Genomic DNA, 17359 nt, shown 5'->3' on the forward strand with positions numbered 1-17359 from the left:
GGCGGACGCGCGGTCCCGGGCCAGGCCCCGGGACCGCGCCTCTGTCACGTGAAGACGGGAAACACCCTGTGATCACCCACGTCACGAGCGTGCTCGCGCAGGACCCGCTGGTCGACTTCAACTTCGAGTTGCTGATCGACCGGTTCTGGGACAACACCATCGACGGCCTGTCCTACGGCTCCATCTACGCCCTGGTGGCCATCGGTTACACGCTGGTCTACGGCGTCCTCAAGCTGATCAACTTCGCCCACAGCGAGATCTTCGTCATCGGCATCTTCGCCGCCTACTTCACGTTCCTCGGCCTCGGCTACGCGCCCGGCGAGACGGCCGAGCCGGGGCTCGTCGCCCTGATCGGGTCGCTGCTGCTCGCCGCGTTGATGGCGATGGTGGCGTCGGGCGGCTCCGCGGTGCTGCTGGAGCGGATCGCCTACCGGCCGCTGCGCAAGCGCGGCGCCCCCCGACTGGTCTTCCTGATCACGGCCATCGGGGCTTCGTTCGCGATCCAGCAGATCTTCCTGATCTTCCTCGGCGGCAATGCGCAACCCTCGATCCGGTTGCTGCGGCCGACCGAGGTGTTCGAGGTCTTCGGCGCGCGGGTCACGAACATCCAGCTCATGACGTTCGCCGCGGCGATCCTGCTGATGGTCGTCGCCGAGACGTTCGTCAACCGCACCCGGCTCGGAAGGGGTGTCCGGGCGGTGTCGCAGGACCCGGACACGGCCACGCTGATGGGCGTCAACCGGGAACGGGTCTTCATGCTCACGTTCCTGCTCGGCGGCGTGCTGGCCGGTGCGGCGGCGCTGTTCTACCTGATGACGATCCCGGCGGCCGCGATCTACAACGGCGGCTTCCTGCTCGGCATCAAGGCGTTCACGGCGGCGGTGCTCGGCGGGATCGGGAACCTGCGTGGCGCGCTCCTCGGCGGGTTGCTGCTGGGCGTCGTCGAGAACTACGGCCAGTCCTTCTTCGGTGGCGAATGGCGCGACGTCATCGCGTTCGTGCTGCTGATCATCGTGCTGATGTTCCGGCCGACCGGCATCCTCGGCGAGTCCCTCACGAAGGCCCGCGCATGAGCGCCCCGGACGTCGCCATGACGAAGGTCCCGTTCGGCACCCGCCTGCGCGACTGGTGGGGATCGCTGGACCGCTGGCAGCAGTGGGCGGTCATCATCCCCGCGGTCGTGCTGATCTACCTGCTGCCGGTGCTCAACCCGCCGCTGCTCACCACCGAGCCGGGCACGGACTTCCAGATCACGCTGTTCAACGCCGCCCGGATCGCGCTGATCGCGATCGGGCTGAACATCGTGGTCGGCCAGGCGGGTCTGCTCGACCTCGGGTACGTGGGGTTCTTCGCCGTGGGCGCCTACACCACGGCGGTGCTGTCGAGCCCCGACTCGTTCCTGAACTCGCGCTACCCGTGGTTGATCTGCGTCCCGATCGCCATGGCGGTCACCGCCGTCTCCGGGCTGATACTCGGGGCGCCAACGCTTCGATTGCGCGGCGACTACCTCGCGATCGTCACGCTCGGGTTCGGCGAGATCGTCCGCCTGCTCGCCGACAACCTCGACCCGTTGCGCGGTCAGCGTGGTTTCGCCGCCATTCCGGGACCCGAGGCCACCCGCGCGGACGGCTCGGCGGTGTTCAACTCCACCGACGGCACCCCGTGGTACTGGCTCACCGTCACGGTGATCATCGTCGTGCTGATGCTCGTGGGGAACCTGGAGCGCAGCCGGGTGGGCCGGGCCTGGGTGGCCATCCGGGAGGACGAGGACGCCGCCGAGGCCATGGGCGTGCCGACGTTCCGGTTCAAGCTGTGGGCCTTCGCGATGGGCGCCGCCGTCGGCGGGCTGTCCGGCTCGATCTACGCGGGGCAGGTCGGCTTCATCAACAGCCAGGGTTTCGACGTCATCACGTCGATCCTGTTCCTCGCGGCGGTGGTGCTCGGCGGGTCGGGCAACAAGGTCGGGGTGATGTTGGGTGCGTTCCTCATCGTCTACATCCCGGACCGGTTCCAGGTGATCGCCGAGTACCGGTTCCTGATCTTCGGTGTCGCCATCATGGTGCTGATGGTCTTCCGTCCGCAGGGTCTGCTCGGCGCCCGCCAGCGGCTGCTGACCTATGGGCGCCAGGCCTACCAGCGCCTGATCGGCAAGCCGGAGCAGATCAGCAGCGAGAGCGCGCTGCAGACCCATCCGGACGGGGTGGTCCGGTGAACCCCCAGGAACCGCCCACCGAGGAGATCCGGGCCGTCCCGCCGGACGGCGGGCTGGTCGCCGAGCTGCAGCGGATGACACCGCAGGAGCGGGCGGCGCACGAGAAGCAGGTGGCCGCGGCCGCCGCCACCGACCGGGACATCACCGTCGGCGTCGGCGACACGCTGCTCGAACTGCGCGACCTCACGATGCGGTTCGGTGGCCTCACCGCGCTCGACGCCGTGTCGTTCTCGATCCGCCGGGGCGAGATCCTCGGGCTGATCGGGCCGAACGGCGCGGGGAAGACCACCTGTTTCAACGCGATGACCGGGGTCTTCCGCCCGACGTCGGGGGACGTCCTGCTGGAAGGGCAGTCGATCAGCCGTCGCAAGCGGTTCGACATCACCCGGCTCGGGATCGCGCGGACGTTCCAGAACATCCGGCTGTTCGGCGAGATGACGGCGCTCGAGAACGTCATGGTGGGCACCGACGCCCGGCACCGGACGAGCGTGCCGGGCGCGCTCCTCCGCTTCCCGCGGCACTACGCCGAGGAGCGGGCGGGCGTCGAGAAGTCGATGGCGCTGCTCGAGTTCGTCGGGATCGCCGACCGCGCCGCCGACCGGGCCCGCAACCTGCCCTACGGCTACCAGCGCCGGCTGGAGATCGCGCGTGCGCTGTCCACCGAGCCGAAGCTGCTGTGCCTCGACGAGCCCGCGGCGGGCTTCAACCCCGCGGAGAAGGACGATCTCGTCGCCCTCATCCGCAAGATCAGGGAGGACGGGTACACCGTGCTCGTCATCGAGCACGACATGCGGGTCGTGATGGGTGTCACCGACCGCATCGTCGTCCTGGAGTTCGGCCGGAAGATCGCGGACGGCGTGCCGGACGCGATCCGCGAGGATCCCGCCGTCGTGGCGGCGTACCTGGGGGTGCCCGACGATGGCTCTGCTTGAGCTGGACGGCATCGCCGTGCACTACGGGCGCATCCAGGCGCTCGCCGGTGTCTCGGTCAGCGTGGACGCCGGCGAGATCGTGGCGCTGATCGGCGCGAACGGCGCCGGCAAGACCACCACGATGCGCGCGGTCTCCGGGCTGCTCCCGCTGAGCGAGGGCCGGGTGGTCTTCGAGGGTGAGGACATCACGCGCCTGCGGGCCGATCTGCGCGTCCGGCGGGGGATCTGCCAGGCCCCCGAGGGGCGCGGCGTGTTCCCCGGTCTCAGCGTGCTGGAGAACCTCGACATGGGCGCCTACAGCCGCAAGGACCGGCGCACGGCGGCGTACCGCGAGGACCTGGACCAGGTGTTCGAGCTGTTCCCGCGCCTCGCGGAGCGGCGCGACCAGGCGGGCGGCACCCTGTCCGGCGGCGAGCAGCAGATGGTGGCCATCGGCCGTGCGCTGATGTCGCGGCCGCGGGTGCTGCTGCTCGACGAGCCGTCCATGGGGCTGGCGCCGCAGATCATCCAGCAGATCTTCCGCATCATCAGGAACATCAACTCCGAGCAGGGCACGACGGTGCTCCTGGTGGAGCAGAACGCGAGCCAGGCCCTGGCCCTGGCGCACCGGGCGTACGTGCTGGAGACGGGCCGGGTCGTGCAGCACGGCACCGGCCGTCAGCTGCTCGAGGACCCGGCCGTGCGCAACGCCTACCTCGGGGTTGCCTGAGCCGTCCGGGTCAGAACCCGGACGGCCGGGTGTCGCGGTGCAGGCAGGTCAGCTTGGCCGTGCAGGTGCGCCTGCCCTCGGCGTCGGTGATCACGATCTCGGTGGTCGACGTGCTGCGGCCGATGTGGATCGGCCGTGCCACGCCGGTGACGAGGCCCTCGGTGGCGGCGCGGTGGTGGGTGCAGGCGAGCTCGAGGCCCACCGGGAACCGGTCGGGGAGCGCGTGCAGCGCCGAGAGCGTGGAACCGAGGGTCTCGGCCAGCACCGCGTTGGCGCCGCCGTGCAGCAGGCCGAACGGCTGGCGGTTGCCCGCCACCGGCATCGTGCCGACCACCTCGTCGAGGCTCAGCGCGACGAACTCGATGCCCATCAGCTTGGGGAGCTGCTCGGGGGCGTCGGGAAGTGTCAGGTCAGCGGGGTCGATCGGCACCACGGGACTGTATGTCAGTCCCGGTGGTGCGGACGGTGGTGGCGCCCAGCAAGATGCGGTAATGCGCCGCGTGCTACTGCGCTGCGTCGCGGACCGGCGTGGGGAGCGGGGCGAACGGGCGGACGGTGATCGCGTGCATCTGCGCCCCGGTGACGCCGTGCGCGGGCATGATCAATACTTTGGCGCGAAAGCGGGCGGAAACGACACGAGAACGCGCCCAATCGTCGATCATGACCGGGTGATCGCCGATCGGGTGCGCTCATCGCCGTCCGGGCAGCAGCGGGTGCAGCGAATCGCCGATCTTGCGATCGACAGCCGCCGTGCTACGCCTTGTGCGTCACGAAGATCGCCGTCCCGGGGAACAAGCGGCCCCGCAGCGGGGACCACTGGCCCCACACCGTCTCCCGGTCCTCCGGCCACTCCGGCTCGATCAGGTCGTCCAGTGCCAGGCCGGCGGCCACGACGTCGCGGATGCGGTCTCCGAGCGTGCGGTGGTGCTCCACGTAGGTGGCGCGGCCCGCGGCATCGACCTCGACGTAGGGGGTGCGGTCGAAGTACGACTGCTGGACGGTGAGCCCGTCGGGGCCCGGGTCGTCGGAGAACATCCAGCGCATCGGGTGGTTGACCGCGAACACCCACCGCCCGCCGGGGCGCAGCACCCGGGCGACCTCGCGCATGACGCGTTGCGGTTCGGCAACGAAAGGCACGGCGCCGAACGCGGAGCAGGCGGCGTCGAACGAGGAGTCGGCGAACGGCAGGTGCTCGGCGCCGGCCTGCACGAGCGGCACCGCGAGCCCGGTGGCGACGCCGAGGGTGCCGGCGTGGCGGAGCATCGACGCGGAAAGGTCCAGCGCCACCGGGTGCGCACCGTGGGCGGCGAGCCAGCGCGCGCACGGCGCCGACCCGCACCCGACCTCCAGCACCCGCAGGCCGGTCACGTCGCCGAGCAGCCCGGCGTCGGCCTCCCGCAGGCCCTCCGGGCCCCAGACGAAGTCGGCGTCGCCGATGTCGCCGCCGTGCTCTGCCAGGTAGTCGTCGGCGTCGGCGTCCCACCACATCCGGCTGGCGCGCTCCGACTCGGCCGCGTCGGCGGCCCTGCGGGCCACCCCGGCCGTCCCCAACATCTCCTCGGCGCTCAACGCACGGCCTCGCTGACGCTCGGCCGGCGCTTCGCGCAGGCGCTGTGCCGATGGTTCGCTCGCTGTCGCTCGCTCACCTGGGAATCATCGAGGAAGGTCGAGGGTTGAGCAGGGGGTACCCGCATTGCCCAGCTGATCGGGCGGCGCGTAGCATCATACTCGCGGTGTGGTCCACGTCGCGGGCACGACTCGCGCTTCGATCCGGCCAGACATCGCGTTGTTCTCCACGATCCACAGGTAAGGGTGACAGCACCACGTCACGAGACGTACCCCACACAGACCGCACCACCAGCCCATCCACCACCGGAGCACCCCACTACATGTCCACCGACACCACCGCCGCCCCGACCACACCGCAGGTCGCCGTCAACGACATCGGGTCGGAGGAGGACTTCCTCGCCGCCATCGACCAGACGATCAAGTACTTCAACGATGGCGACATCGTCGAAGGCACCATCGTCAAGGTTGACCGTGACGAGGTCCTGCTCGACATCGGCTACAAGACCGAGGGCGTCATCCCCTCGCGCGAGCTCTCCATCAAGCACGATGTCGATCCTGCCGAGGTTGTGTCGGTCGGTGAGTACGTCGAGGCCCTCGTTCTCCAGAAGGAGGACAAGGAAGGCCGGCTCATCCTGTCCAAGAAGCGCGCTCAGTACGAGCGCGCCTGGGGCACGATCGAGGCCCTCAAGGAGGCCGACGAGCCGGTCGAGGGCACCGTCATCGAGGTCGTCAAGGGTGGCCTGATCCTCGACATCGGGCTCCGGGGCTTCCTGCCCGCCTCGCTGGTCGAGATGCGCCGCGTCCGCGACCTGCAGCCGTACGTCGGCCGCAAGATCGAGGCCAAGATCATCGAGCTCGACAAGAACCGCAACAACGTGGTCCTGTCGCGCCGCGCCTGGCTGGAGCAGACCCAGTCCGAGGTCCGCAGCGAGTTCCTCAACCAGCTCAAGCAGGGCCAGGTCCGCAAGGGCGTGGTCTCCTCGGTGGTCAACTTCGGTGCGTTCGTCGACCTGGGCGGGGTCGACGGCCTGGTGCACGTCTCCGAGCTGTCCTGGAAGCACATCGACCACCCCAGCGAGGTCGTCGAGGTCGGCCAGGAGGTCACGGTCGAGGTCCTGTCCGTGGAGATGGACCGCGAGCGCGTCTCGCTGTCCCTCAAGGCCACGCAGGAAGACCCGTGGCGCCTGTACGCCCGCACCCACGCGATCGGCCAGATCGTGCCGGGCAAGGTCACCAAGCTCGTCCCGTTCGGTGCGTTCGTGCGCGTCGAGGAGGGCATCGAGGGCCTGGTGCACATCTCCGAGCTCGCCGAGCGCCACGTCGAGATCCCGGAGCAGGTCGTGCAGGTCGGCGACGATGCCATGGTCAAGGTCATCGACATCGACCTCGACCGGCGCCGCATCTCGCTGTCGCTCAAGCAGGCCAACGAGGGCATGACGGCCGACACGGAGTTCGACCCCACCCGCTACGGCATGGCTGCCGAGTACGACGACCAGGGGAACTACATCTACCCCGAGGGCTTCGACGTCGACAGCGGCGAGTGGAAGGAAGGCTTCGAGACGCAGCGCGAGGCGTGGGAGAAGGAGTACGCCGAGGCCCACACCCGCTACGAGCAGCACATCGCGCAGATCCGCAAGACCGCGGAGGCGGAGGCCGAGGCGGCCGCCGACGGCGGTGGTGGCGGAGCCGCCAACTACTCGTCCCAGGGTGGGGGTGCCCCGGCCGAGTCCGGTGGCTCGCTCGCCAGCGACGAGCAGCTGGCCGCGCTGCGGGAGAAGCTGTCCGGCGGCGCCTGACCGCAACCCAGCTGAACGGGACGGCCCCGGTGACCAAACGGTCACCGGGGCCGTCCCGTGTTCGGGGGGAAGCATTGTCACGGTTCGGTGAGTGAGCGGGCGCGTCGGGTGATATCCCGGGAGTTCCGATCTACGGTGGAACCATGCGCAGGGCGGGAGGCGGGCGCGCCGCGTGGGCGCTGGTCGCCGTCGCGCTCGCGCTGGCGGTCGGTGGGTGCGGCACCTCCAATGCCGATCCGACGAGCGTGCCCACGTTCCCGGCGGCCGACGCGACGGGGCCGGCCCCGTCGCCCGCCGACGACGGCCGCGTCATTCCCGTCGACTGCGGTCGTATCCTCGGTACCCCGGACCTCGAGGCCGTGATGGGGCTCCCGCTCGGCTCGGTGGCCGTGCGCACCACCATCGGGGTTCCCCAGCCCGCCGTGGGCCGCACCGAGCGCGTCACCTGCCGCTACACCCGAGCCGGCGACGGCGGAGGCCGGCCGCTGCTGGACATCAACGCCACCGCCTACCGCGACGCCGCCGCGGCGTCCGCGCAGTGGGAGGTGAACGTGCGGGCCGAGTCCGGGGACCGGCGCGACATGCCGCTCGGCAGCGCGCCCGGCGTGCTGTTCGAGAAGCGCGGTCAGGCCGTGCTGATGGTCGCCCACGCCACGAGCAACCTCACCCTCGTGCTGCCGGACCAGCCGCTGCCCGGCGACAAGAGCCGCGCCGACGCCCTGGTCGACCTCGCTCTGCGGGTGCTCCCGGCCGTCGCCGTGATGCCGAGCAGCACGGCCCCGCCGCAGCAGGCACCACAGCCCGGGCCGCAGTCCCAGGCGGGGGGCGCCTCCGGTTGATCCAGTAGCCTCGCCCGCGTGCTGCGGGTGGGGCTGACCGGGGGGATCGGATCGGGCAAGTCGACGGTCGCGCGCCGCCTCGTCGCCCGCGGTGGGGTCCTCGTCGACTCCGACGTGCTGGCCCGCGAGGTCGTCGCCCCCGGCACCGGCGGGCTCGAGGAGGTGGCCGGGGCGTTCGGTGCCGGGGTGCTGGACTCCTCGGGTGGGCTGGACCGGCCGGCGCTGGCGGCCGTCGTGTTCGGCGACCCGGAGGCGCGTGGCCGGCTGAACGCGATCATCCACCCGCGGGTGCGGGAGCGGTCCGCCGAGCTGATCGCCGCGGCACCCGCGGACGCCGTGGTCGTGCAGGACATCCCGCTGCTGGTCGAGAACGACATGGCGCCGTTCTTCCCGCTGGTGGTCGTGGTGCACGCGGACGCGGAGGAGCGGGTTCGGCGGCTCGTGCTGCGCGGGCTGCCGGAGGTGGACGCCCGCGCACGGATCGCCGCCCAGGCGAGCGACGCGGCGCGGCGCGCGGCCGCCGACGTCTGGCTGCCCAACGACGGCACGGAGCGCGACCTCGAGGCGGCCGTGGACGCGCTGTGGGAGCGCCGGCTCGTCCCGTTCGAGGCGAACCTGCGGGAGCGGCGGCCGTCCGCGGCCGGCGCGCCGCGGCTCGTCGACCCCGACCCGGAGTGGCCCGCCGCGGCCGCCCGCCTGCGGGCGCGCGTCGCTGCGGCCGTCGGGGAGCGCGGTCGCGGGGTGGCGCACGTCGGGTCCACCGCGGTGCCGGGACTCCCCGCCAAGGACGTCATCGACCTGCAGCTCGGCGTCGACTCGCTCGCCGACGCCGACGCGGTGCGCGACGACCTGCAGGACGCGGGCTTCCCGTGGCACCCGGGCATCGACCACGACAACCCGAAACCGCCCGGCTCCCCGGTGTGGCCCAAACGGGTCCACGCCAGTGCGGACCCGGGCCGGGTCGTCAACCTGCACGTCCGCGAGGTCGGCTCGCCCGGATGGCGCTACGCGCTGCTCTTCCGGGACTGGCTCCGCGCCGACGCGGCGGTCCGTGCGGAGTACTTGGGGATCAAGCGGACGGCGGCTGAACGTTACGCCGACGATCCCGGCGTCGACCGGTACGTCGAGGTGAAGGAACCCTGGTTCGACGCCGCTTCCGACCGAGCTGACGCATGGGCCGCAACTTCCGCATGGGTCCCGTCGTTGGACTGAACGGACGATGCTGCCGGTAACAGACCGGAGTAGTCCGGCGATGGAGGAGGCAGAGCGATCTCCATTCGGGTGAAGGTCGAGCTGTCGGGGAGGACCCAGGAGTGACCACGTCGGTCTCCCGGCGTGCCGATCTCGACGACGAGTCGGACGGCACCCAAATGGTGCAACGCACTGGCTTGAGCACCCCTGCCGAGCTGCGCGTCGACTTCGGGGCCCACCTCGAGGCCAACTACCAGCGCCTCGTCGCGCAGCTCTACGCCATCACGCTCAATCCGGGCGAGGCGCACGACGTCGTGCAGGACGCGTACTCGCGGGCGTGGCGCAGCTGGGTGGCGATCGGCCGCACCCCGGACCCGAGCGCGTGGATCCGCCGGGTGGCGGTCCGGGCGACCATCCGCAGCTGGCGGGGCGCGCTGGCCCGCTTCGGGGTCGGTCGTCCGCGGGCGATCGGCGCCGGTGTCGACGAGCGCACGCGCGCCATTCTCAAGTCCCTCGCCCGGCTGTCGCCCGCGGAGCGGCGCGCGGTCGTGCTGTTCCACATGGCCGGTGCCACGATCGAGGAGATCGCGGCCATCGAGCAGGCGTCCGAGGCGCTGGTCCACGCCCGGCTCACCCGCGGCCGCCACGTCGTCACCGAGGGGATGGCCGACGTGCTCCCCGACGTACTGGGTGACGCGGCCGCCACCGGCTACGCCCCGGGCTTCGGCCTCGACGGTTCCCGTGCCGGGGACTCCGACGACTACGGGCTCGACGACGCCCACGACCACGAGGGAGGCCGTCGGTGACGGACGGCTACGAACGCATCACCGATGAGCTGCGCAGGCTCGACGACGAGCTGTCGGCCGCGGTCACGCTGCCGTCGGTGGACACGGTCCTCCGCCGCGCGAGCACGCTCAACCGGGCCAGCACCGCGGCCGCCGCAGCCGTCCTCACGGTCGGCGCCCTGGGCGCCACCACGGCGGTCGCGCAGCTCACCGTGCCCAGCCAGGCCATCGACCCGGCCGCCTCCGTCTCCGCCGACACCGAGCCGTCGAGCCGGGTGGGGGCGGGCGCGTCGCTGCCCGTAGTCGAGGAGGTCCCCACCTCGACGGACGAGTCGACCACGGAGGAAGAGGCGCCGGTCGACGAGCCGGTCCGGGCGCCCGCGCCGGCCCCCAACCCCGGGCTGGCCGCACCGCCGCCGCCCGCGCTCCCCCCACCGCCCGTCGTGGTCCCCACCACCGAGGCGCCGCAGCGCACCACCACCTCGCAGCGGCCGGACCACAACGACGAGGGTGGTCACGACGACGACCACAACAATGACGACGACCACTCCGACCGGCCCACGACGACGAAGACCCGCACCACCGAACCCACCGAGTCGTCGGAACCCACCGAGCCGACGGAACCCGACGAGCCGACGAGGCCCACCAAGCCCGGCGACGGCGACGACCCGCCGACGTCGTCCTAGGAACTCCCTGACCAACTCGCGGGCGTACTGCGCCTCCGCCTGTATCGCCCAGTTGCTCCATGGGGCCGGGGCCTGCCCGGTGGGGCGCGCGGCGCCACCGGAGGCCGGTTTCGCTCGCATGATCGCGGCTTGGGTGCTGCGGCGGCCGTATGTGGCCGTGGATGCACCGATCCGCTGATCAGCAGCTCTCGGCGAAGCAGGGCGGCCGCCCGAGGATCGGCGCCGAAGCGGTCTCGTCGTGAGCTCGGTGCGGGGGAACCCAGTCGCGGCACCCGGCAGGTGGTCTTGTCCCGGCTCGCCCGAGCGGTGTGGACGTGCTCCCGGTTGGTGACCAAGGGCAGATGGTCGCTCCCGGAGGTCGATCGACTGCCATCTGCCCTTGATCGGCGACGGCCGGGCGGCGACTCCGCCCGGACGCCGCTCGCTACGGCCGGAGTCGTTCGGGACCCTCGGAGCGGTCCTTCCAGCTGAGCGCGATCCCGAAGGTGGCGAGCCACGCGTCCAGGTCGTGGCCGTGGCTCGCGAGGCCGTCGACCGCGCGGTAGGCGGCGTGCATCGCCGACTCGGCGGCAGCGGGGGCCAGCAGGCCGAGCGCGACGGCCGCCACGAACTCGTCCACGTCCACCACCGTGGCGTCGTGCCCGGTGCGCACGACGATGTCCAGGTAGTGGTCGGTGAGCACCCAGCGCCCGCCGTCCCGGACGATGTCGCAGACGTCGAGGTAGAAGTCCTGCTCCCGCGCGTGACCCGGGTTCCACCACCAGTCGGTGACGCACAGGCCCAGGTCGGGGAGGAGCCACGACTCCACCCAGTTCGCCGTGGGCCGGTCGACCATCGCGCGGCTCATGTAGAGGCCGAACGGCGCTTCGCGGTACTCGTCGACCGGGCGTCGGAAGCCCTTGGTGTCGGTGTTGACGTGGGCCGGTACGTCGAAGGTCACGGTCTTCGGCGGGTGCACCCGCCCGATGCTCCCAGAGACTGTCGGTGCGGCTCGTACCCTGGACGGCGTGGCATTCGCGACTGAGGTTCCCGGCAGTGCGGCACTCCCGGACGTTCCGGTGGCGCACTCGGAGTTCCGCCCCGTCGGGGAGATCCCCCGCACCGGCGGCCACTTCGAGGTGGTCAGCCCGTACCAGCCCGCGGGCGACCAGCCTGCGGCGATCGAGGAGCTGGAGCGCCGGGTCAGGGGCGGTGAGCAGGACGTCGTGCTGCTCGGCGCCACCGGCACCGGCAAGTCGGCCACCACCGCCTGGCTGATCGAGCGCGTCCAGCGGCCCACGCTCGTGATGGCGCCCAACAAGACGCTCGCGGCGCAACTGGCCAACGAGCTGCGCGAGATGCTGCCCAACAACGCGGTCGAGTACTTCGTCTCGTACTACGACTACTACCAGCCCGAGGCGTACATCGCGCAGACCGACACCTACATCGAGAAGGACTCCTCGATCAACCAGGACGTCGAGCGGCTGCGCCACTCCGCCACGATGAACCTGCTCTCGCGGCGCGACGTCGTCGTGGTCGCCTCGGTGTCCTGCATCTACGGTCTCGGCACGCCGCAGTCCTACCTCGACCGGTCGGTCAAGCTCGAGGTGGGCGGCACGGTCGAGCGCGACGCGCTGCTGCGCGCGCTGGTCGACGTGCAGTACACGCGCAACGACGTCGCGTTCGCCCGCGGCACGTTCCGGGTCCGCGGCGACACGGTCGAGATCATCCCCGCCTACGAGGAGCTCGCGGTCCGCATCGAGTTCTTCGGCGACGAGATCGAGGCGCTCTACTACCTGCATCCGCTCACCGGCGACGTCATCCGCCAGGTCGACGACGTGCGCATCTTCCCGGCCACCCACTACGTGGCGGGCCCCGACCGGATGGAGCGCGCGGTCCGCGACATCGAGGCCGAGCTGGAGGAGCGGCTCGCCGAGTTCGAGCGGCAGGGCAAGATGCTCGAGGCGCAGCGGCTGCGCATGCGCACCCAGTACGACCTCGAGATGATCCGCCAGGTCGGGTTCTGCTCGGGCATCGAGAACTACTCGCGCCACATCGACGGCCGCGGCCCCGGCTCGGCGCCCGCCACCCTCATCGACTACTTCCCCGACGACTTCCTGCTGGTCATCGACGAGTCCCACCAGACCGTCCCGCAGATCGGCGGCATGTACGAGGGCGACATGTCGCGCAAGCGCAACCTCGTCGAGTTCGGGTTCCGGCTGCCGTCCGCGGTCGACAACCGCCCGCTCACGTGGGAGGAGTTCGCCGACCGGATCGGCCAGACGGTCTACCTGTCGGCCACGCCCGGCCCGTACGAGATGTCCCGCACGGGCGGCGAGTTCGTGGAGCAGGTCATCCGGCCCACCGGCCTGGTCGACCCGAAGGTCGTCGTCAAGCCCACCAAGGGCCAGATCGACGACCTCGTCCACGAGATCAGGGAGCGCAGCGAGCGCGACGAGCGCGTGCTGGTCACCACGCTCACCAAGAAGATGGCCGAGGATCTCACCGACTACCTGCTCGAGCTGGGTATCCGGGTGCGCTACCTGCACTCCGAGGTCGACACCCTGCGCCGGGTGGAGCTGCTGCGGCAGCTGCGCCTCGGCGAGTTCGACGTGCTGGTCGGCATCAACCTGCTCCGCGAGGGGCTCGACCTGCCCGAGGTGTCGCTCGTCGCCATCCTCGACGCCGACAAGGAGGGCTTCCTCCGCTCCGGCACCTCGCTGATCCAGACGATCGGCCGCGCCGCCCGCAACGTCTCGGGCGAGGTGCACATGTACGCCGACAAGGTCACCGAGTCGATGCAGTACGCCATCGACGAGACCGACCGCCGCCGCGCCAAGCAGGTCGCCTACAACGAGGCCAACGGGCTCGACCCGCAGCCGCTGCGCAAGAAGATCGCCGACATCCTCGACCAGGTCTACCGGGAGGCCGAGGAGGTCCCGGTCGGCGGGTCCGGGCGCAACCAGTCCCGCGGCAAGCGGGCCGCCGGCGAGCCCGGCCGCGCCCCGGCCGCGGCGAGCTCGGGCATCGTCGCGCGGCGCGACACCACCAACATGCCTCGCGCCGAGCTCGCCGACCTCGTCCAGCAGCTGTCCGACCAGATGCTCGGTGCCGCCCGTGACCTGCAGTTCGAACTCGCCGCCCGCATCCGCGACGAGATCGCCGATCTCAAGAAGGAGCTGCGGGGGATGGACGCGGCGGGGATCCGCTGAGGCTCCTCCGATCGCAGGCCGGCGGCCTCGGGTTGAACGAACGGCACTCTCGTCCAGCTCTATCGGACGAACGTGCCGCTCGTCCGGCAGATCAGGGGGCCACAGGGGTGGGGCGTCGCGCAGGCCCCTGGCCGGGCTACCGTGGCAGGGGAGAGGCGACAGGGGAGGGAGCCGGCGTGGCGGTTGTCGGCGCATCGACCGCACCCACGCCTGCCGCATCGCGGCTGCTCCAGGTCCTCCGTACGCCGTCGCGGGTCCTGCCGGTCGCGCTGCCGCTGCTGGCGCTGGTTCTCGCCGCGGTCGTGGTGCACACCGGCGGTCGGCACATCGACCTGGAGGTCTACCGGTTCGGGGTGCAGGCCTGGCTGGCGGGCGGCGACCTGTACGGGCCGCTGCCCGAGACCTCGGACCACATCACGCTGCCGTTCATCTACCCGCCGTTCGCGGCGCTGGTCATGGTGCCGCTCGCGGTGGTGCCGTGGGTCGTCGCGTGGGTGGGTCTGCTGGGCCTCTCGGCGCTGGCGCTCGGCGCCACGCTGTACGCGTTCGCGCGGAGGCTGTGGCCGTCCGGCGGGCGCGGCGGGGCGCTGTCGGTGGCCTCGATCGCGTTGCCGCTCGCGCTCGCGGTGGAGCCCGGGCGGGCGATCAACTTCGACCATCCCATCGAAGGGCGTCCGGCGTTCGGGCTCGAACCGGTGCTGCAGACCATCGAGTTCGGGCAGATCAACCTGGTGCTGATGGCGCTGGTCGCCCTCGACTGCCTGGTGGCCAAGCCGAAGTGGCCGCGCGGCGCGCTGATCGGCATCGCCGCCGCGATCAAGCTGACGCCCGCGGTCTTCGTGCTGTTCTTCCTCCTGCGCAGGGACTACCGGTCCGCCGCCACGGCCGCGGTCTCCGGGGCCGTCGCCTCGCTGATCGGGTTCGTCGTGGCCCCGGAGCAGTCCTGGCATTTCTGGTCCGACCCGGCCGGCGGGGTGAGCGGGTCGCCGTTCTACACCAACCAGACGTTCGAGGCGATGCTCGTCCGGGCCGGGGTCGACGGCACGCCGCGCACCGTCGTCTGGCTGCTGCTGTCGGCCGCGCTGTTCGCGCTCGCCGTGCCCGCGATCCGGCGGGCGCCCGCCCCGCTGGCCCTGGTGACGCTCGCGGCCGTCGGCCTGCTCGTCTCCCCGACGTCCTGGTCGCACCACTGGGTGTGGGTCGCCCCCGCGCTGCTCGTCGCCGCGGCCACCGCCTGGGCGAAGCGGTCGGCGGTGTGGACCGCCGTCACGGTCGCGACGGGGGCGGTGTTCGTGATCGCGCCCCACCAGTTCGTCCACCCGCGCGGCGGTGAGCAGGAGCTGACGTGGACACCGCTGCAACAGTTCGTCGACGGCACCTACGTCTGGTTCACGGTGCTGCTGATCGTCCTGCTGTGGTGCACCCGCCGGTCCTGGCCGAGCGTCGCCCGGTGACCCACGACGAGCTCGTCGCCTTCTGCCTGGCCAAGCCCGGTGCCGCGGAGGACGAGTCCAGGAAGGGCGACGTCGTCGCGAAGCTGCCGAAGCGGCTACGCCCCTGGGGGGCCTGGATCGCTGCTCGCGGCGGCCCTGGGAGCGACTTGATCGCCACGATCGTGACTTGGACCGCGGATGTGCGGTTCATGTCACGGATCCGCTGATCACATCCCTCTCCGGGCCGGCTGCGTGCGGGGGCGAACCCAGCCGCGGGACCGGCCAGGTGGTCTTGTCCCGCCTCGCCCGGGCAGCGACCCCCGCGACGGGTATGGCGAGGCCGCGTCGGCGACCGGGGTGTCGGCTCGATCGTCCGCCTCGCGGTGACACCACCTGGACGCCGCTCGCTACGGTCGGAGTTGTTCAGTGCTTCCGGGGCCGTGGCCCCGCATGTGCTCCCGCGCCCATGCGTCGAAGCTGGTGAGCGGGATGCCGAGGTCCCTCGCGTACCGAGGGCGGCCCGGCTGGCCGGCCACGTTCAGCCACTCGTGCGAGGCGCCCATCGCCGGCATGCCGGCGGTGAGAGCGTCCTCCTCGGTCATGTCCGGTGCGGAGAGCCGCGTGCCGAGGGCGCGGGAGAGGACCTGGGCGATCTCCGTCATCGACAGGTGGTCGCTCGCCAGCTCCAGCTCGACCCGGTCGAAGCGCTGGGGCGTGGCGATGGCCGCGGCGGCGGCCCGGCCGATGTCCTCGACCGCGACGAGGGACAGCCGGGTCTCCGGGTTCAGGACGCTCACCAGGCCTCCCTCGATTCCGCGGGGGAACAGGAACGCCATGGACGGCAGGAAGTTCTCCATGAAGAAGCCCGGCTTGAGGATCGTCCAGTGCGGGAAGCCGGCGTCGCGGACCCGGTCCTGGATCGCGCTCTTGGCCCGCAAGCCGGGTTCCACCGCCCAGCGGCCCTCGGCCCAGGCGGGGTGCTCGGTGTGCTGGCCGGCCCCGGTGACGGAGGTGTGCACGAACTGCGGCACGCCGGCCGCCTTGGTGCCTCGACGAGGTTGACGCCCTGGGCCACCTCCCCGGCGAAGTCGAACCCCCCGGCGGTGATGCCGGGCATCTGCACGGAGAACACCGCGCGGGCGCCGCCGGCGGCCCGGATGACGGAGTCGCGGTCGTGGAGGTCGCCGGGGACCAGTTCGGCGCCGAGCGCTTCGACGGCCTTCGCCCGCTCGCCGGCCGGGTCGCGCACCAGGGCGCGGACCGGGATGCCCGCTGTGAGCAGGGCGCGGGCGGTGGCGCCGCCCTGCCGGCCGGTGGCGCCGGTGACGAGGACGGGCGCGGGGTGTGCGGACATGGTTCTCCTCCCAGTAAACGGCGGGGCCCGCCGTTTCTGCTCGGCTACGATATGGCGGGGCCCGCCACTTGGCAAACCTGGAGGTGACGCCATGCCCGCACCCCAGCGTGCGGACGCCCGGCGCAACTACGCGCGGATCCTCGCCGTGGCCGAGGAGGAGGTCGCCACCCACGGCGCCGCCGCCTCCCTGGAACAGATCGCCCGTGTCACGGGAGTCGGCTCGGCGACCGTGCGCCGGCACTTCCCCACCCGCCGCGCGCTGTTGGAGGCCGTCTCGCGGAAGCGGATCGAGGCGCTGTCCGCCCGCGCCCACGAGCTGGCCGGTGCGGGCGAGAGCCGGGGCGCGCTCCTGGAATGGCTGGATGAGGTCGTCGCCTACTGCGTCTCGGCGCGGGGGCTGGCGGCCGTGCTGGCCGACGACGGTGCCGGATCCGATCCGGTGCACGAGAACGCCTGCTCGGCGGCGTTGGAAGAGGCGGCGGGCCCGCTGCTTCGCCGGGCCGCGCGGGACGGTGCCGTGGCCGCGGAGGTCACTGTCTCCGACCTGGTCACGCTGGCCGTCGGCGTCGTCCTGGCCACCGAGCAGCATCCCGACCACGCCGCCCGGGCGCACCGGCTGTTCCGGCTGGCGGTGGAGGGGCTGAGCCCCAACGGGTGACAAG

17 protein-coding genes and 1 pseudogene are annotated in these 17359 nt (G+C 71.7%); 13 read left to right on the top strand and 5 right to left on the bottom strand.

Annotated features, from left to right (window positions below; all coding sequences use genetic code 11):
* Positions 1 to 71: 71 nt before the first annotated feature.
* The 4 genes from ACU436_RS38495 (at position 72) to ACU436_RS38510 (ending at position 3853) form a co-directional block, all read left to right on the top strand.
* Positions 72 to 1073, top strand: a complete 1002-nt coding sequence (locus tag ACU436_RS38495) for a branched-chain amino acid ABC transporter permease (RefSeq protein WP_459032146.1) — start codon at positions 72 to 74, stop codon at positions 1071 to 1073.
* Positions 1070 to 2212, top strand: a complete 1143-nt coding sequence (locus ACU436_RS38500; RefSeq protein WP_459032056.1) for a branched-chain amino acid ABC transporter permease — start codon at positions 1070 to 1072, stop codon at positions 2210 to 2212. The genes ACU436_RS38495 and ACU436_RS38500 overlap by 4 nt, the downstream gene beginning before the upstream one ends.
* 74 nt (positions 2213 to 2286) lie before the next feature.
* Positions 2287 to 3144, top strand: coding sequence for an ABC transporter ATP-binding protein (locus ACU436_RS38505; protein ID WP_459032147.1), 858 nt, complete (start codon positions 2287 to 2289; stop codon positions 3142 to 3144).
* A complete protein-coding gene (locus tag ACU436_RS38510; protein ID WP_459032057.1) occupies positions 3131 to 3853 on the top strand; it encodes an ABC transporter ATP-binding protein in 723 nt (240 codons plus the stop codon). The genes ACU436_RS38505 and ACU436_RS38510 overlap by 14 nt, the downstream gene beginning before the upstream one ends.
* A 10-nt stretch (positions 3854 to 3863) precedes the next feature.
* Here the strand turns inward: ACU436_RS38510 and ACU436_RS38515 are convergent, their stop codons facing one another.
* Both ACU436_RS38515 and ACU436_RS38520 read right to left on the bottom strand, forming a co-directional pair.
* Positions 3864 to 4283, bottom strand: coding sequence for a hotdog fold thioesterase (locus ACU436_RS38515; protein ID WP_459032058.1), 420 nt, complete (start codon positions 4281 to 4283; stop codon positions 3864 to 3866).
* Between the two features lie 323 nt (positions 4284 to 4606).
* The gene (locus tag ACU436_RS38520) at positions 4607 to 5407 is read right to left on the bottom strand and encodes a class I SAM-dependent methyltransferase (protein WP_459032148.1); all 801 of its coding nucleotides are present in this window, start codon (positions 5405 to 5407) and stop codon (positions 4607 to 4609) included.
* A 335-nt stretch (positions 5408 to 5742) separates the two neighbouring features.
* On the opposite strand from ACU436_RS38520, the gene rpsA reads away from it, so the two are divergent.
* From rpsA to ACU436_RS38545, 5 genes are all read left to right on the top strand, one after another.
* Entirely contained in the window at positions 5743 to 7218 is a 1476-nt protein-coding gene (gene rpsA, locus ACU436_RS38525; protein WP_459032059.1) for a 30S ribosomal protein S1, read from the top strand.
* Between the two features lie 143 nt (positions 7219 to 7361).
* The gene (locus ACU436_RS38530; RefSeq protein ID WP_459032060.1) at positions 7362 to 8057 is read left to right on the top strand and encodes a hypothetical protein; all 696 of its coding nucleotides are present in this window, start codon (positions 7362 to 7364) and stop codon (positions 8055 to 8057) included.
* 18 nt (positions 8058 to 8075) lie between these two features.
* On the top strand, positions 8076 to 9269 hold the full coding sequence (gene coaE, locus ACU436_RS38535; protein ID WP_459032061.1) for a dephospho-CoA kinase: 1194 nt from the start codon (positions 8076 to 8078) through the stop codon (positions 9267 to 9269).
* A 101-nt stretch (positions 9270 to 9370) separates the two neighbouring features.
* The gene (locus ACU436_RS38540) at positions 9371 to 10054 is read left to right on the top strand and encodes an RNA polymerase sigma factor (RefSeq protein WP_459032062.1); all 684 of its coding nucleotides are present in this window, start codon (positions 9371 to 9373) and stop codon (positions 10052 to 10054) included.
* On the top strand, positions 10051 to 10719 hold the full coding sequence (locus ACU436_RS38545; protein ID WP_459032063.1) for a hypothetical protein: 669 nt from the start codon (positions 10051 to 10053) through the stop codon (positions 10717 to 10719). The genes ACU436_RS38540 and ACU436_RS38545 overlap by 4 nt, the downstream gene beginning before the upstream one ends.
* A 424-nt stretch (positions 10720 to 11143) precedes the next feature.
* Here ACU436_RS38545 and ACU436_RS38550 read toward each other — a convergent pair whose 3' ends face one another.
* A complete protein-coding gene (locus tag ACU436_RS38550; protein ID WP_459032064.1) occupies positions 11144 to 11677 on the bottom strand; it encodes a DUF402 domain-containing protein in 534 nt (177 codons plus the stop codon).
* A 49-nt stretch (positions 11678 to 11726) separates the two neighbouring features.
* Here ACU436_RS38550 and uvrB point away from each other — a divergent pair, with 49 nt between their 5' ends.
* The 3 genes from uvrB to ACU436_RS38565 all read left to right on the top strand — a co-directional run bounded on the left by uvrB (position 11727) and on the right by ACU436_RS38565 (position 15570).
* Entirely contained in the window at positions 11727 to 13910 is a 2184-nt protein-coding gene (gene uvrB, locus ACU436_RS38555; protein ID WP_459032065.1) for an excinuclease ABC subunit UvrB, read from the top strand.
* 176 nt (positions 13911 to 14086) lie between these two features.
* The gene (locus tag ACU436_RS38560; protein WP_459032066.1) at positions 14087 to 15364 is read left to right on the top strand and encodes a glycosyltransferase 87 family protein; all 1278 of its coding nucleotides are present in this window, start codon (positions 14087 to 14089) and stop codon (positions 15362 to 15364) included.
* Complete coding sequence (locus ACU436_RS38565; protein WP_459032067.1) at positions 15361 to 15570, top strand: hypothetical protein; 210 nt, start codon at positions 15361 to 15363, stop codon at positions 15568 to 15570. Before ACU436_RS38560 ends, ACU436_RS38565 begins: the two co-directional genes overlap by 4 nt.
* Before the next feature lie 180 nt (positions 15571 to 15750).
* Here the strand turns inward: ACU436_RS38565 and ACU436_RS38570 are convergent, their stop codons facing one another.
* Both ACU436_RS38570 and ACU436_RS38575 read right to left on the bottom strand, forming a co-directional pair.
* Complete coding sequence (locus ACU436_RS38570; RefSeq protein ID WP_459032068.1) at positions 15751 to 16374, bottom strand: NmrA family NAD(P)-binding protein; 624 nt, start codon at positions 16372 to 16374, stop codon at positions 15751 to 15753.
* Positions 16375 to 16448: 74 nt separating this feature from the next.
* A pseudogene (locus ACU436_RS38575) lies at positions 16449 to 16790 on the bottom strand (NmrA family NAD(P)-binding protein); the annotation flags it as partial.
* On the opposite strand from ACU436_RS38575, the gene ACU436_RS38580 reads away from it, so the two are divergent.
* The gene (locus ACU436_RS38580; protein WP_459032069.1) at positions 16789 to 17355 is read left to right on the top strand and encodes a TetR/AcrR family transcriptional regulator; all 567 of its coding nucleotides are present in this window, start codon (positions 16789 to 16791) and stop codon (positions 17353 to 17355) included. The pseudogene ACU436_RS38575 and the gene ACU436_RS38580 sit on opposite strands and share 2 nt — an antisense overlap.
* Positions 17356 to 17359 lie beyond the last annotated feature (4 nt).

It is taken from the genome of Pseudonocardia wallangbongensis, from assembly GCF_054486945.1.

What these genes read in the sequence shown, in the direction of transcription:
- rpsA (WP_459032059.1), top strand. Translation starts at nt 5,743, where the DNA reads ATGTCCACCGACACCACCGCCGCCCCGACCACACCGCAGGTCGCCGTC.
- ACU436_RS38530 (WP_459032060.1), top strand. Translation starts at nt 7,362, where the DNA reads ATGCGCAGGGCGGGAGGCGGGCGCGCCGCGTGGGCGCTGGTCGCCGTC.
- ACU436_RS38520 (WP_459032148.1), bottom strand. Translation starts at nt 5,407, where the DNA reads ATGTTGGGGACGGCCGGGGTGGCCCGCAGGGCCGCCGACGCGGCCGAG.
- ACU436_RS38500 (WP_459032056.1), top strand. Translation starts at nt 1,070, where the DNA reads ATGAGCGCCCCGGACGTCGCCATGACGAAGGTCCCGTTCGGCACCCGC.
- ACU436_RS38580 (WP_459032069.1), top strand. Translation starts at nt 16,789, where the DNA reads ATGCCCGCACCCCAGCGTGCGGACGCCCGGCGCAACTACGCGCGGATC.
- ACU436_RS38505 (WP_459032147.1), top strand. Translation starts at nt 2,287, where the DNA reads ATGACACCGCAGGAGCGGGCGGCGCACGAGAAGCAGGTGGCCGCGGCC.
- ACU436_RS38510 (WP_459032057.1), top strand. Translation starts at nt 3,131, where the DNA reads ATGGCTCTGCTTGAGCTGGACGGCATCGCCGTGCACTACGGGCGCATC.